This window comes from Enterobacter sp. EC_64 (assembly GCF_019584165.1).
In the GTDB taxonomy this organism is placed as follows: domain Bacteria; phylum Pseudomonadota; class Gammaproteobacteria; order Enterobacterales; family Enterobacteriaceae; genus Enterobacter; species Enterobacter roggenkampii.
In genome coordinates, this window is sequence record NZ_VDAS01000007.1 from 133,829 (window position 1) to 147,951 (window position 14,123).

The window sequence follows — 14,123 nt, forward strand, 5'->3', positions numbered from 1 at the left end:
TTATTCTCCCTCTGGATTATTCACGACGGAATTGAGCAGCTCGACAAGCCTTGAAGCGTGTTCCCGGGCAAGCGTTTTTTGCTGCGCGATTTTGTCGGCATCCCGGTCGGCATAGCTGATACCGCAGGTATAAACCGGCGCCAGCAGCTCAAGATTGCACAGCCTTGCCGTGGTCTCGAATGGAATAAGATACTCTTCTATGGCATGGCCAAAGAAACCGTCAGCGGTATAGAGCACCTGCGGCGCCCCTGTAGTGAAGGAGAGGATCAGCTTTTTACCGCCCAGTTTCGCCGTTGAGCCATGCGCGAAGCCGTGGACAAAGACCTCGTCCAGCCATTGTTTCATTAACCCGGGCAGCCCATACCATGAAAAAGGAAACTGCCAGACAATCACATCGACCCTGAGCAGGCTTTCCTGCTCCGCAGCGATATTGAATTTTCCGTCCGGATAGAGCCAGTCCAGACGACGAATTTCAGCCTCGGGAAAGGCGGTCGCCACTTCGTCAAGGATAGTGGCGTTGGCGACAGAATGGTTCAGCTCAGGATGACCTGAAATAACAAGGATATTTTTCATTTCAATAAGTTAAAGAGGCTGGTGGATTTTTAAACCAGTATAGAGTGACACCATTATTTTTTTTAGCGCAGTAAAGGCTCATTCACTTTTAGGCAAAAACTAATAATGGTCGACTGTTCTCATTGTACCGGTCATCATGAACCCGTGAACTACGCTGTGATGCCCAGTAAACGTTCTGCATTGCGAAACGCGATGGCCTCTTTTTCAGCCTTATTGACCGGCAGACAGTCGATAAATGTTTTTACACCGTCCAGGGTCTGATAGGGATAATCAGCGGAGAACAGGATCCTTTCTGCCCCCATTAACGCGTAGATAAACTGGAAGTGCGGCAGCGTCAGCATACCTGACGGGGTAACGTAAACGTGCTCCTGGAAGGTTCTCGTTAGCGTGCGTGACAGACCCGTTGCACCCAGTGGAAGGCTGTCATCAAGACGCTGCAGCCAGAAGGGCAGCATCTCCCCCCAGTGGCCACTGATTACCTGCAGGTGGGGATATTTATCAAATGCGCCCGATAACATAAGCCGTAACAAATGGATCCCGGCTTCGTGATGCCAGCCCCAGCCAAACATAGAGAGCCGGGAGTTGACCTCTGCGCTAAAGCCCGTGAAGTAGGCCTGTTGCACGCTTTTAAACGGTAATCCGGGATGAAGATAGAGTGGCACATTCAGTTTATTAAAGCGGGAAAGCAGGGAGTCATAGTCAGGATGATCGAGAAAGCATGAAGAGGGTCGGCCATTCAGAAGTGCCCCCTTAAACCCCAGTTTTTCAACTGCGCGGACAAGCTCATTTTCAGCATCTTTCGGCTGTGCCCAGGGAAGTGTGGCAAATGCCGCGAAGCGATCCGGGTGATTTCTTACCGCCCCGGCAAGGCGATCGTTTGCCGCCGTATTTAATGTTACCGCTTCATCCTCGGGTGCCAGCTGGGGGAATCCGCCCACAGAGAGTATCTGCAGGGTAATTCCAGCCTCATCCATATCCCTGAGGCGGCGGCTTCCCAAATCAGCGCCTTTCGCGTTTATCAGCGCATTCTTTTCTATCTGCGGCCGGCTTCGGTCAGGATTATGACCATCAGCGACGGTTTTCCCCCAGTCGCCAAGGAAAGGCGCCTGCTCAAGCGCAACAGGCATACACGCTCGCCCTAACTCGCTGTCGAGATAATGTTCTTCAAGGCAAATGATTTTCATATTCTCACCCTTCATACAAAGCAGTAAAAGTGATACAGATTAGGATCGCCCTGAACTGTCCATACGTGAATGTGATTCATGACAGTCTGTTCCGGATGGGCTTTACACCATCGGTTTTTCCCAGGCGCCTCGTGTATCCACTCTGGTCTCTGCGGCGAGTTGTTCCAGCAGGATGATTTCCTCATCGCGTAACTGGATGTCTGAAGCGCAGGCGGCGTCCAGCACGTGATGGGCTTTAGTCGCACCAACGAGGGGAAGGGTACCTTTTGCAATAGCCCATGCGATGGCTATCTGTGCAACGCTGGCATTCCTTTCGGCTCCCATTTTTTTCATGGCGGCGGTTAATCTTTCAATCTGCGGCAGTACAGAGTTATAACTTTCGGCCCGGCCACTCCCGGCAGGCATGGGATGATTTGAATCATAACGACCACTGAGCGCGCCTTGCTCCAGGACCATGTAAGCAAAGAACGTGATGTTATTTTGTCGGCAATAATCAAGGATCCCGGCCTCTTCAGAAGCGCGATAGAGCAGGCTGTAGTGATTTTGTACTGCACTGAGGGAATAACCGGAAGCGTTAAGGATTTCGTTGGCGCGTCTGATTTGTGCCAGATTGTGGTTGGAAACACCTACGCGTTTGACCTTACCGCTTTGTAAAAGTGGGATCAGTCCTGGCGTCCATTTCTCAACGTCGAGGGGATTATGGATCCAGTAGATATCAATCGCGTCCACACCCAGACGTCCGAGGCTGGCCTCAAGCATATCGCTGACAGGCTGCGCTGACTGTTCGTTCGCAATCTGCGGTGTGAATTTGGTGGATAAAATCATATCCTCGCGGGGGAACTGACGGACTAATGCTCCCAGCGCTGCCTCGGAACTCCCCATGCCATATACTGCTGCGGTATCCCAGAGATTGAGGCCCTTACTCATGGCCGTGGTGAACACGTCTGCCATCTGAGTATCAGAAAGATGATTGCCGAAGACGGTGTCGCCACCGGCGAAACCTGTGCCCCAGGACCATGTGCCCAGCGCGACGGAAGGTAGTGTTTTCATATTCAGCTCCTGTAAAAAGGCCGGAACATTGCTGACGTAAACCGGCCAAAGAGGGTGAGTAACGATGAAAGACAGATGAATGAATTAAGTTGGCTGGCGGAGCGCATTTAATAGCGCCACACCCACACCGTGTGCTGAAGCGGGATTCTGCCCCGTGATAAGGCGTCCGTCGGTAACCACGTTTTCAGACCAGTTCGGGGCTTCATGATGAAGCGCGCCATGCTCGCGTAGTGCAGTCTCAAGCAGGAAGGGAACCACATTTGTGGTGTGAACTTCTTCCTCTTCCTTGTTGGTAAAGGCTGCCACGTTTTTGCCTTTCACCAGGTATTCGCCGCTACTGAGCTTTGCGTCAACCAGTGCCGCAGGTCCGTGGCAGACGGCTGAGACAATCCCATCACTTTCATATATTTCGCGGATAATACGCTGGGCATCCTGGCTATCACGGAAATCCCACATGGTTCCATGGCCGCCCGCAAAGAAAACGGCGCTGTAATCGGTACCGTTCAGCTCGGATAACGCTGGTGTTGTTGCCAGGCGCTGCTGAAAATCGGTTTCGTTCCAGTACCAGGCGTTGACAGGATCGCTGAGGTCAAATCCATCCACCGGCGGCTGTCCCCCGCGAATGCTGGCTATCGTCGTTTTTAGTCCGGCATCTTCCAGTACTTTCAGCGGATGCGTCAGCTCGGCCAGGAAAAAACCGGTTGGTACACCGGATGCGCCTTTAATCGGATGGCTGGAAACGACACACAGCACGGGTTTATCTGCAGGTTTCATATCGGGCCTCACTCTATATTTTTAAATTCAGCGGCAAAGAGATTTTCCCAGTTAATAAAGGAGCCAAGCGGAATGCACTCAAAGCTTAATAAGCCTGCTTTTGCCAGCGGGAATTCGGCCATTACGTTCATCTCTTCATCGACAGAGTCACTTTCAAGAAAAATAGCGACACCAGGCCTGTCCTGACGGAAGTAGATGTCGCGGATGAAGCCGGATTTATACAATCCCCAGGCGTGCAGCGCTTCAGCGTTAAGGTGTGGAGCATATTTTTCCAGCGATGCTCCAGGTGCGGGGATATCCAGACATAAAATTCGCATCATAGTCTCCTGAACTCAGGTCGTTGTAGAAAGAGATAAAAGTATAAGAGGCGAATTTCACGAAGATTAGAGGAGCATTGACTTAAGCATCTTTAGACTGTACTTAATAATCAGGCGGAGATTGCTTTAGGAAAACATTATGAATAACGCCCTGTATAACCAGATACGGATCTTTCAGAGCATTGCACGTGAGGGCAATATTTCGGCAGCCGCAAGAAAACTGGAAATTACGCCTCCCTCCGTCAGCAATGCGCTTAAGCTGCTGGAAGATCATATTGGCCATCCGCTTTTTGTGCGTACGACCCGCCGTATTGAGCTGACGGAAACCGGGCAGCTGTTGCTGGAACAGACCGCTGCGGCGGTGGAGTCGCTGGAAAATTCGCTTGAAAGCATTCGCGACCAGAATCAGGAGCCCTCTGGTATCGTGCGAATCACGCTCTCGCGTTTTGCCTATCTGTTAATTCTTAAGCCTGCAATGGCGAAATTCTGTCAGCAATATCCGGGTATACAGCTTGAAATTTCTGTTTACGACGGTACCGTGAATGTTATCGAAGAGCGTTTTGATCTTGGGATCCGTTTTGGCGATATCCTCGAAGGTGGGGTGGTGGCGCGGCCGTTAATGAAACCCTTTCGTGAAGGGTTATATGCATCCTCAGCTTATATCAGCGAGCATGGAATGCCCGAGGTGCCGGCTGACCTCAGTCAACACAAGCTGATTGGCTACCGTTTTATTACTAACAACCGCATCCTTCCGTTGATTCTGAACGATCGCGGAGAGCAGTTGACGGTTGAGATGCCCGGGCAGTTAATCAGCAACGATATTGACGTTATGGCAGACGGGATCCGTAACGGCCTGGGAATCGGACGTTTGTTTGAACCCATCTTGCAGTTACAGCCGGACAGGGAGCGCTTTATACCCGTGATGGAGAGCTACTGGAAAACCTACCCGCCAGTGTATCTCTATTACCCCAAAAACGCGGGTAAAACGAAAAGAGTGAAGGCCCTGATTGATTTTCTGATATCCGCTACGGGACGATAACGCCTCGTTCAGTATGGAGGCGCTATTTCACAACCCCAGCGGCCGGGCCTCCTGTATGAACTCAATCAGAAGGCGAAGCCCGGTCGGTAGTTGCCGGCGGCTTGAATAATAGATATGAAAACCTTCCTCCAGCGGGGACCATTCCGTAAGCACCAGGCGGAGTCGTCCATCCTTCACATAGGGTGCAACAAGAGGCTCCGGAAAGTACATTAGGCCGGCTCCGCCTAAGACGGCCACAAGGCCCGTTTCAGCCTGATTGACCGTCACAGAGCCTGGCACAGTGATTTGGTACGTTTCGCCGTCTCGCTCAAGTTCCCAGCGATAAATCCGATCGTCGCCGAGACGGTTGCTTATACAGCGATGGTGTAATAAATCATCAGGATGTTCAGGCGTTCCGTAACGTTCAAGGTAGTCGGGGGATGCTGCGATAACCCAGCGAATATCGGCAGATAAACGCCGGGCAACCATGTCTTCCGGGACGGTGCCACCATAGCGGATACCGGCATCGAAGCCCGCATCAGTGACGTCAACCATACGGTTGCTGGCCACAATATCGATTTCAATATCGGGATAGCGATCCATAAACGCGGGCATAACCGGCGCAAGCAAAAGATTGGCAGCTTCAACGGCAGCATTGATGCGGATACGTCCGGTAGGGGTATTACGATACCGGTTAAGCGATTCAAGCGCGCCTTCTATCGTGTCGAAAGGCTGAAGGACAGACTGAACCAGTTCTTCACCTGCAGCCGTAGGTGTAACGCTCTTGGTCGTGCGATTAAGGAGGCGAACCCCGAGCCGGGTTTCCAGTCCCTTCAGGGCATGACTAAGCGCTGATGCACTGACACCTAATTCAATCGCCGCACGGCTGAAACTGCGATGACGTGCAATAGCCATGAAATAAATGAGATCGGCGACATCAGCTCTGCTTATTTGCATACAGAATCGTTTTCCTTGTGCGTTAAGGCCCGAATGTGTTGATACGGAAATGATATACACCATAGACCGATTAGCGCTAATCCGTTGCTGAATTTATTTCACAAGTCCATCCGCTCATCGCCTCTCACTGAACACGTTGTGCTTCGTTATTCTTGAAAATTATGCGCTCTGGCCGTCGGTCAGGGCGGAACATTCACCTAACGGAGCCGTGTATGAACTATACGCATCTTGGCCGCACCGGCCTGAAAGTCAGCCGCCTTTGTCTCGGAACCATGAATTTTGGTGACGTCACCGACGAGAAAACCAGCGCCCGCATTCTGGATGAAGCGCTTGAGGCGGGTATAAATTTCATTGATACAGCAGACGTGTATGGCACTGAGCAATCACCCGATATCCAGCAAGGTTCGGGGCTGTCCGAGGAAATTATTGGTCGCTGGCTCCAGCAGGGTGGCCGCCGTGACCGTATTGTTTTGGCGACGAAAGTCTATCAGCCTATGGGGCCAGGTCCGAACGATCGCCGTCTTTCTGCTTATCATATTCGCAAGGCCTGCGAGGACAGTTTGCGACGGCTTAAGACGGACCATATTGACGTCTATCTGATGCATCACATCGATCGCTATACGCCATGGGAAGAGGTCTGGCAGGCCATGGAACTCCTTGTTCAGCAGGGAAAAGCGCTTTATATCGGTAGCAGCAATTTCGCGGGCTGGGACATTGCGACTGCGCAGTCAGTTGCCACGGCTCGTCATTCTCTGGGCCTGGTTGCTGAGCAAAGTCTCTACAATCTGACTGCCCGGACTGTTGAGCTGGAGGTCATTCCCGCATGCCGTCATTTTGGCCTGGGACTGATTCCCTGGAGTCCACTTGCCGGAGGGTTGCTTGGCGGCGTACTGAAAAAGATGGAAAGCGGGCGCCGTGCAAGGCCCGCGTTTTCCCGTCTAATCGAACAGTATCGTCCACAGCTGGAAGCCTACGAAGGATTATGTGAGGACCTCGGCGAAACCCCTTCCGATGTGGCGCTTGCCTGGCTCCTGCAGAATCCTGTCGTTACTGCTCCACTTATCGGGCCTCGTACGGTCGAACAACTCCAGCAGGCGCTGCACGCAACGACAATCACGCTATCAGACGACACCATGAGCTGTCTCGACGAACTCTGGCCCGGACCCGGGGGAGAAGCGCCACAGGCTTATGCCTGGTAATGACCAAATTAATGAATCCTTTCTTCGCTATAGGGAGTTCCAGTTTATGAGCAAGATGATGCATGACCAGCATTCTGCTTCCGTACCCGCTTCCCGGGATCGTCGCAATTTTCTGATCGCCGGAGCCGGTCTGGCGTTGGCCGCAACCCCGGGTACGACGCAATATCCGCACCTAATAGAAAACAGCGGTGCACCGCAAGTCCGGTTGACGGACAGCGAGCTACGCGAAATCGATGCGGCGCTGGCCAAAATCCCATTGCAGGGCGGTCGCGCCGATCCGTTTACCGAAAGTCAGTTTGATAAAAGTTAAACGGTAATGGCCACCTTTTTCACATCAGTGGCCAGGGAGACCCGGCAACGCCGGGCCAGGGAAGGGTGTTAACGGTTCTGTATTGCTGAAGGCGGCGTGAGTGAAGGGGGCGTATCAGGAAGCGGGGGAATGATCCCGTCGACGGGGTGCGGCAGATAGAGTGCCTCGAGTTCCGTGATTTCAGCATCGCTAAGTGTAAAGTCCAGTGCGCTGATAGCCGTGGAAAGATGTTCTGGTTTGGTCGCGCCAATGATCGGGGCTGTGATGACCGTTTTTGATAGCAACCAGGCAAGTGCAACATGGGCTCTTGGCACATGGTGCTTTTCAGCAATGCTGGCGACAACATCAATAACGGGCTTATCCAGAAGGGCTGCGTTCTCGTACATTTTTAATGCAAAGGCATCGTTTTGCGTTCGTCGGGACGTGACACTCCAGTCGCGCGTAAGCCTGCCGCGCGCCATCGGACTCCAGGGGATCACTCCAACGCCCTGGTCTTCACACAGGGGCAGCATCTCGCGCTCTTCTTCCCGGTAAAGCAGGTTGTATTGCGGTTGCATCGTAATAAATCGGGTCCAGCCGTTACGCTCTGCAGTATGCTGCATTTTTGCAAAGCGCCAGGCTTCCATAGATGATGCGCCGATGTAACGTACTTTTCCTGATTTAACGAGGTCATGCAGAGCCTCCATGGTCTCTTCAACAGGCGTAGAGTGGTCAAAGCGGTGAATCTGAAAGAGATCCACATAATCCATACCTAAGCGCATCAGGCTATCGTCAATAGACTGAAAAATGGCCTTGCGGGAAAGAAACCCGGTATTGGGTGAGTTGCGCCACGGAAAGAAGGTCTTTGTCGCCACAACGATCTCATCGCGTCTGGCCATTTCTCTCAGCGCTTTTCCAGTGATCTCTTCAGAACTTCCGCCCGAGTAGATATTCGCGGTATCAAAAAAATTAATGCCTGCTTCAAGCGCCTGACGGATGAGCGGTCGTGACGCTTTTTCATCCAGGGACCAGGGTTGAGGCAGGCGTTCAGGTTCACCATAGCTCATACAACCGAGGCAAAGACGGGAGACTTGCAAACCGCTACGACCCAGATTCACATACTTCATTCTGTGTTCCTTCTTTTATTGCCAGCAATTCTTTATGTGACAGGGTATTGCACTGACATGAAGGGAACCAGCATGCGCCATCGAATGGTGTTATGAGTTTTTTTCACAAATCGTCGTTATCGACAGTGAAAGACGAGAAGCGAGAGGGTGGTCAGAATTAATAACAGATTGATGTATCGGCTCGTGATTAGCTATCAGATGTCATTTAACATAATATACATTATGCGCACTAACATAAGTGGAGGCAAAATCTGCATTTCTGCGGTCATGATTGACCTGGTCCATTGAATCATGTGAAGCCACCTTTTCAGGCATGATTTGTGTCGAGGCCCCGCACGACCCAACGTCTACGTTTACACATGGTTGAAAGACGTTTGATATACTTCAGCCTTTGCCCACTGCTGCCGTAAACTTATGGAAATTGAATTAGATAAAAGCTTTAGAGAAAGGATTTTCCACGCGGTCATTTTTGAAGTCACGGCCAACATTATCATCGCGCTGTCGCTTGCCTGGCTGATGAACGTGTCGGTACTCCAGTCTGGCTCGCTGTCCGTGATATCCGCGCTTACCGCCACGGCATGGAATTTTGTGTTTAACAAATTCTTTGACGCTCTTCAGAAAAAATACCAGTTTGAAAGAACGTTCCTCGTCCGCGCGCTCCATGCGGCCTGTTTCGAAGCCGGACTTATCATCACGTTAATTCCTGTGGCCATGGTGATGCTGCATTTAACGATGACGGAGGCATTTTTTGTTGAGATTGGTTTGGTACTGTTTTTCCTGCCGTACACGATGCTGTTTAACTGGGTTTACGATTACCTGCGCTGGACATTTGTTGGACGGAAACGGTCTGCTATGTAACGAGATATCTGTCACATAGACGCACCTGTGCTCATATTCGACTCCTGTCACCTTCTATACTCTTCATTTCTCTATCGCTTTCAAGGAGTCGATAATGTTTGATCATGTGAAATTTGGCGTCAGCGATTATGAAAAAAGTAAAACCTTCTTCCTCGAGGCGCTTCGTCCGCTTGGTGTAGAACTCATCGATGAAGGCGCGCCGGATTATGGTGTTGAGATGAGCTCTGGCGACGTTTCGCTTTGCCTTTTCCAGACAAATGACAAACCAGCGCCTCTGCATCTGGCGTTTGTGGCCAAGACCCGTCAGCAGGTAGATGATTTTTACCATGCCGCGCTGGGCGCTGGCGGACGTGATAACGGTGAGCCGGGGCTACGTTCCTATGGTGAAAATTACTATGCCGCTTTTGTCATCTCGCCTGATGGTCATAACATCGAAGCCGTATGCCATGCGCCGGAAAGTCATTTAGAAGCTAAATCCTGACAGCCAGTCGCTGGCTGTCAGAGGCTGTCACGATCTGAGGCCAGCACGACGGATACCCCCTTTTCCGATACCGCGCGGATCCACTCCTTATCTGTACCGTCATCAACGATGATGGTATTCACTGAAGATACATCGCCAATCACAAACGACGACGCGGTGTTGATCTTTTCCGGAGACGCCAGAACGACCGTTTCCGCGGCTCTGCCGGAGAATGCACGTTTGATGCATGCCTCTTCGAAATCGCCGGTTGTCAGCCCCGCATCCGGATGAATACCGGTCACGCCCATAAAGAACAGATCTGCATGAATATTCTCTATGCCTTCGATGGCCGCCGCGCCGACCGCAACAATCGAGTGTTTATACAACCGTCCGCCGATCAAAATCACCTCAATGGCAGGATGATCAACAAGCCCCAGAGCAATACTCGGGCTGTGCGTCACCACGGTGATGCGCAAGTCAGGCGGGAAAAAGGTAATCAGCTCCGAGGTTGTCGTGCCACCGTCGATAATTACCACCTGGCCTGATGAAATCAGCTGTGCCCCTTTCCGGGCCACCCTTTTTTTTGCATCCATCTTCACGGATTGCCGTTCGGCAAACGGAGCAATTGCGGAAGATGACGGTAGTGCGCCGCCGTGAACACGCTGCAAACGCCCTTCTGCCGCCAGCTCGCGGAGATCGCGCCGGATAGTATCTTCAGAGACGTCGAAAAGAATGCTGAGCGCTTTTGACTGGACCTGACCTTCGGCACCCAGCTTTTCAAGGATCAATTGTTTTCGCTGACGAGTGAGCATCCTGTTTTCCTGATGTTGCATGTTTTACCTTGAAAGTGCATGATATTGCTGTTTATGAGTATTACTCTACGTAAGGAGGAACAATCGTGCAATCAAAACGTGCAGATGTGCGCATCATTAACAGTGAAACCCTGTCAGATAACTGGTACATCCTTAAAAAATACACCTTCGACCTGCAGCGTCGTGATGGCGAATGGCAGCGGCAACAGCGGGAAGTGTATGACCGTGGCAACGGCGCGACGATTCTTCTCTACAACCGTGAGAAAAAGACGGTCATCCTGACGCGCCAGTTCCGCTTCCCTGTTTTTATTAACGGCCATGAGGACGATTTAATTGAAGCGGCGGCGGGATTGCTGGACAACATGGATCCTGAAAGCCGCATCAAAGCAGAAGCGGAAGAAGAGACCGGATTCCACGTTACGCGCGTAGAGAAAATCTTTGAAGCCTATATGAGCCCGGGCTCTGTCACGGAAAAACTCTATTTTTATCTTGCCGAGTATCAGCCGAAAGACAGAACCGGCGTCGGCGGCGGGATCAAGGCTGAGGGAGAAGATATCGACGTGCTGGAAATGACGCTTGAAGAGGCATTACGCCGCATTGAAACCGGCAGGATTGTCGACGGTAAAACCATCATGCTGCTTTATCATATTGCCCTGAAAGGCATTCTGTAACCCACTGGTTTAAATCCTGATTTCAATTTGTATGAACCTGGGGGAAAAGCGTAAAACCTCCTAAATGTTGCAGCCTACTATATTTAGTGAACGATTTCGAAATTCGATAAAAACATCAACAATTCCCTAAGTCATCTGCATTTACCATTCAAAAATCCCAAACGTTCACGAGGCTGCCAGTTGAGGCAGCCTGTCTTATCTGTTGACTGGATTAAAATGCGACTCGCTACAGATAACGAAGCATATTATACTTGCTCCTCCACTCGTACAGGAGGCAGCAACTCACGTGAAGGATACATATTACAACGACTTAACGATCAATACGCAAATTCAGAGTGAGCTGGACGCGTTTTTTGAGGACTTCAAAGGGATCGTCTTCGCCTACGCCATTATGAACAAGAAAGATCCCTCACAGATGAGGATAATCAATAACAGTCCAGAGTGGTTTACTATCTACCTTGAAAAAAAATATCAGTTCATTGACCCTGTTATCATTCGGGCTTTACGCTGTGTGGAAGATTTTTTCTGGGAAAGTGATGTTGTCCTGTCAGATGGTTATAACCTGACGCGTATTTTCGACGAAAGTGTCCAGTATGATATTTATCAGGGACAGACGTTTCCTCTGCATGACTATTTGAATAATCTTGTTGTCTTATTCGTCATCAGTCCTAAGCATTCTGGGATTGACATTGAAAAATATCGGCCGCATTTTCTACGTTTCCTTGTTCAGTTACACCAGAAGACACTCAATCTGTATAGTCAGCATCAGCAGAAAAAGAATGTTTTCCTGTCGCCACGTGAGCGCCAAATCCTTAAATGGGTCAGCGCCGGAAAAACGTACGCAGAAATTTCTGTTATATTGTCTATTGCTGAGCGCACCGTTAAATTCCATATGGGCAACATCATGAAAAAGCTCGGCGTGAATAATGCAAGGCACGCAATAAAACTTGGAACGGAACTCCGGTTACTGGAGGACTGAGCCTCAGCCACTGGTTATAAATGGCGTAAGTGCTCGAGCATTTCGCGAAGCCAGTGACTGGATTTGTCTTTGCTAATAATGTCTTCAATAATGCTGGTGCTGGCGGGCATATAAATATAGTAAATGACCTCGCCTTTTTCAGAAACACCACGCTGTATAACTTCAACTTTCCAGTTCGCATGGCGAAATATGGCGTACATTCCACGACTGGCTACAGCATACATTCCATGATATTTGTTCTTCATGCAATAAATATTCATTGCAAGAAACAATGCTTTACTGGCGGGCACGCCATGCAGACTTGCGGAATCTCGTATTTCTTTATCTAAAAATAAACGGCTCACTTCACAACAAGGAACATCTGCGGGAAAAATAATGGGGTTGTCGAAATAATTATGAAAAATTTCGCTTATCATCGTGGGCTGCGTTGCGTTAATAAATCGTGCGCCGCATAACAGTTGTCCATCATACATACCCAGTAAATATGTCGTGTTATGGGAATCAAATTGATCCTTCTCCATACCTTCGACGCATTCCACTTTCCAGTCGAGTCGGTCCCGAAACGTTTTTCTCCGGAGTCGGTAAAGTTCGCGCGCTAATGCTGGGGGTAAATCATCGTAGTCGTGTAAAAAAAATTCAATGACAGAATTCATGCTCTTGTTCCTGATAATAACACCTGAAACTATTATCACCTGTCTTTAAGGACAGCTTTCATTGTGCCGCATATTCCCTATACTTAAAAAGTACCTGACCACGAAGTTCTCGCAAAACTAAGCGGCCAGGAGGTCAAAGACCTACGAAACACCAGGGATATACCCATCGATGATTATCTAATATTTAAAGTTTCGGGTACAGAGCATAAGAAGCACTTTGCCGATAAAATATTAAAAAACAATAATCATAAAATAATTACAATAAATGTATTGCCCCTTAATCTTTTAAGGGGTAATATTTCCTTTTTATTATTTTTTTGCACATCTCTTCATTTTCAGACTCTGCTGGCTTCTTCTGGCCAAACACCCTCGCCACTACCGCTTTGCAGGCATCTGCCTGTGCTATTCTTGCAGAAACATGCAAAACGGAGAATTGATAATGGCCGACTGGAACCCTTCTCTTTACCTGCAATTTGGCGCAGAAAGAACGCGTCCGGCCGTAGAACTGCTCGCCAGAGTTCCTCTGGATGAGGCCGCTACCATCGCGGATTTGGGCTGCGGACCGGGAAACAGCACCGCGCTGTTGAAGCATCGTTGGCCTTCTGCTCACATCACCGGGGTCGATAACTCCCCTGCCATGCTCGAGGAAGCACGCGCCGCCTTACCCGATTGCCATTTTGTAGAGGCCGATATTCGTCAGTACACGCCCGGCCAGCCGCTGAGCCTGATTTATGCCAACGCGTCGCTGCAATGGATTCCGGACCATTACGATCTCCTGCCGCATCTTGTTTCCCTGCTTAAGCTAAATGGCGTGCTGGCGGTCCAGATGCCTGATAACTGGCTGGAACCCACCCATGTGGCGATGCGTGAAGTGGCGCTGGAGCAAGACTACCCAGATCGTGGCCGCGAACCGCTGCCGGGCGTACACGCTTATTACGATATTCTGTCTGAAGCTGGCTGTGACGTGGATATCTGGCGGACAACCTATTATCACAAAATGAGCTCTCATCAGGCGATTATTGACTGGGTAAGCGCCACCGGCCTTCGCCCCTGGCTTCAGGAACTTAACGAGAGCGAGCAGAAACGGTTCCTGAAACGCTACCATGAACTGCTGGAAGAGCAGTATCCGCTCCAGGAAAACGGGCAGATACTGCTGGCTTTTCCAAGGTTGTTTATCGTGGCTCAACGCCAGCCCTGATCCG

The 14,123-nt window shown here is 50.3% G+C and carries 16 protein-coding genes and 1 pseudogene; 8 read left to right on the plus strand and 9 right to left on the minus strand.

All coding sequences use genetic code 11. From position 1 onward, the window contains the following. The 5 genes from FHC52_RS07735 to FHC52_RS07755 all read right to left on the minus strand — a co-directional run bounded on the left by FHC52_RS07735 (position 1) and on the right by FHC52_RS07755 (position 3,898). The gene (locus tag FHC52_RS07735; protein WP_126287933.1) at positions 1–573 is read right to left on the minus strand and encodes an NAD(P)H-dependent oxidoreductase; all 573 of its coding nucleotides are present in this window, start codon (positions 571–573) and stop codon (positions 1–3) included. Between the two features lie 149 nt (positions 574–722). After that, entirely contained in the window at positions 723–1,757 is a 1,035-nt protein-coding gene (locus FHC52_RS07740) for an amidohydrolase family protein (protein ID WP_126287935.1), read from the minus strand. 102 nt (positions 1,758–1,859) lie between these two features. Next, positions 1,860–2,807, minus strand: a complete 948-nt coding sequence (locus tag FHC52_RS07745; RefSeq protein ID WP_126287937.1) for an aldo/keto reductase — start codon at positions 2,805–2,807, stop codon at positions 1,860–1,862. Between the two features lie 84 nt (positions 2,808–2,891). Continuing rightward, positions 2,892–3,581 (minus strand): type 1 glutamine amidotransferase domain-containing protein, encoded by a 690-nt coding sequence (locus FHC52_RS07750; protein ID WP_126287939.1) that lies wholly within the window; start codon positions 3,579–3,581, stop codon positions 2,892–2,894. A gap of 8 nt (positions 3,582–3,589) precedes the next feature. Next, complete coding sequence (locus tag FHC52_RS07755; RefSeq protein WP_126287993.1) at positions 3,590–3,898, minus strand: superoxide dismutase; 309 nt, start codon at positions 3,896–3,898, stop codon at positions 3,590–3,592. A gap of 139 nt (positions 3,899–4,037) precedes the next feature. Here FHC52_RS07755 and FHC52_RS07760 point away from each other — a divergent pair, with 139 nt between their 5' ends. Next, positions 4,038–4,937 carry a LysR family transcriptional regulator gene (locus FHC52_RS07760; protein ID WP_032663514.1) on the plus strand — a complete coding sequence of 300 codons (900 nt, stop codon included), beginning with the start codon at positions 4,038–4,040 and terminating at the stop codon, positions 4,935–4,937. 27 nt (positions 4,938–4,964) lie between these two features. On the opposite strand, the gene FHC52_RS07765 is transcribed toward FHC52_RS07760, so the two are convergent. Beyond that, positions 4,965–5,873 (minus strand): LysR family transcriptional regulator, encoded by a 909-nt coding sequence (locus FHC52_RS07765; protein WP_126287941.1) that lies wholly within the window; start codon positions 5,871–5,873, stop codon positions 4,965–4,967. Between the two features lie 212 nt (positions 5,874–6,085). Between FHC52_RS07765 and FHC52_RS07770 the strand changes: the two genes are divergently transcribed. Next, entirely contained in the window at positions 6,086–7,072 is a 987-nt protein-coding gene (locus FHC52_RS07770; RefSeq protein ID WP_047748912.1) for an aldo/keto reductase, read from the plus strand. 148 nt (positions 7,073–7,220) lie between these two features. Beyond that, positions 7,221–7,382: pseudogene (locus FHC52_RS07775) on the plus strand (aldo/keto reductase); the annotation flags it as partial. Positions 7,383–7,450: 68 nt separating this feature from the next. Here the strand turns inward: FHC52_RS07775 and FHC52_RS07780 are convergent. Next, entirely contained in the window at positions 7,451–8,488 is a 1,038-nt protein-coding gene (locus tag FHC52_RS07780) for an aldo/keto reductase (protein WP_063418585.1), read from the minus strand. A 414-nt stretch (positions 8,489–8,902) separates the two neighbouring features. On the opposite strand from FHC52_RS07780, the gene FHC52_RS07785 reads away from it, so the two are divergent. Next, entirely contained in the window at positions 8,903–9,346 is a 444-nt protein-coding gene (locus tag FHC52_RS07785; RefSeq protein WP_008503221.1) for a PACE efflux transporter, read from the plus strand. 94 nt (positions 9,347–9,440) lie between these two features. Then, positions 9,441–9,827, plus strand: coding sequence for a VOC family protein (locus FHC52_RS07790; protein WP_045354045.1), 387 nt, complete (start codon positions 9,441–9,443; stop codon positions 9,825–9,827). 17 nt (positions 9,828–9,844) lie between these two features. Here FHC52_RS07790 and FHC52_RS07795 read toward each other — a convergent pair whose 3' ends face one another. Further along, positions 9,845–10,618 (minus strand): DeoR/GlpR family DNA-binding transcription regulator, encoded by a 774-nt coding sequence (locus FHC52_RS07795; RefSeq protein WP_126287995.1) that lies wholly within the window; start codon positions 10,616–10,618, stop codon positions 9,845–9,847. An 86-nt stretch (positions 10,619–10,704) separates the two neighbouring features. Between FHC52_RS07795 and FHC52_RS07800 the strand changes: the two genes are divergently transcribed. Then, positions 10,705–11,289 (plus strand): NUDIX domain-containing protein, encoded by a 585-nt coding sequence (locus tag FHC52_RS07800; RefSeq protein WP_126287943.1) that lies wholly within the window; start codon positions 10,705–10,707, stop codon positions 11,287–11,289. A 286-nt stretch (positions 11,290–11,575) separates the two neighbouring features. After that, positions 11,576–12,268: a LuxR family transcriptional regulator gene (locus tag FHC52_RS07805; protein WP_220420007.1), complete on the plus strand. Its 693-nt coding sequence runs from the start codon at positions 11,576–11,578 to the stop codon at positions 12,266–12,268. Between the two features lie 14 nt (positions 12,269–12,282). Here the strand turns inward: FHC52_RS07805 and FHC52_RS07810 are convergent, their stop codons facing one another. Next, the gene (locus tag FHC52_RS07810) at positions 12,283–12,921 is read right to left on the minus strand and encodes an acyl-homoserine-lactone synthase (RefSeq protein WP_032674790.1); all 639 of its coding nucleotides are present in this window, start codon (positions 12,919–12,921) and stop codon (positions 12,283–12,285) included. Positions 12,922–13,360: 439 nt separating this feature from the next. On the opposite strand from FHC52_RS07810, the gene tam reads away from it, so the two are divergent. Next, positions 13,361–14,119, plus strand: coding sequence for a trans-aconitate 2-methyltransferase (gene tam / locus FHC52_RS07815; protein ID WP_032674789.1), 759 nt, complete (start codon positions 13,361–13,363; stop codon positions 14,117–14,119). The last annotated feature ends 4 nt before the right edge of the window (positions 14,120–14,123 follow it).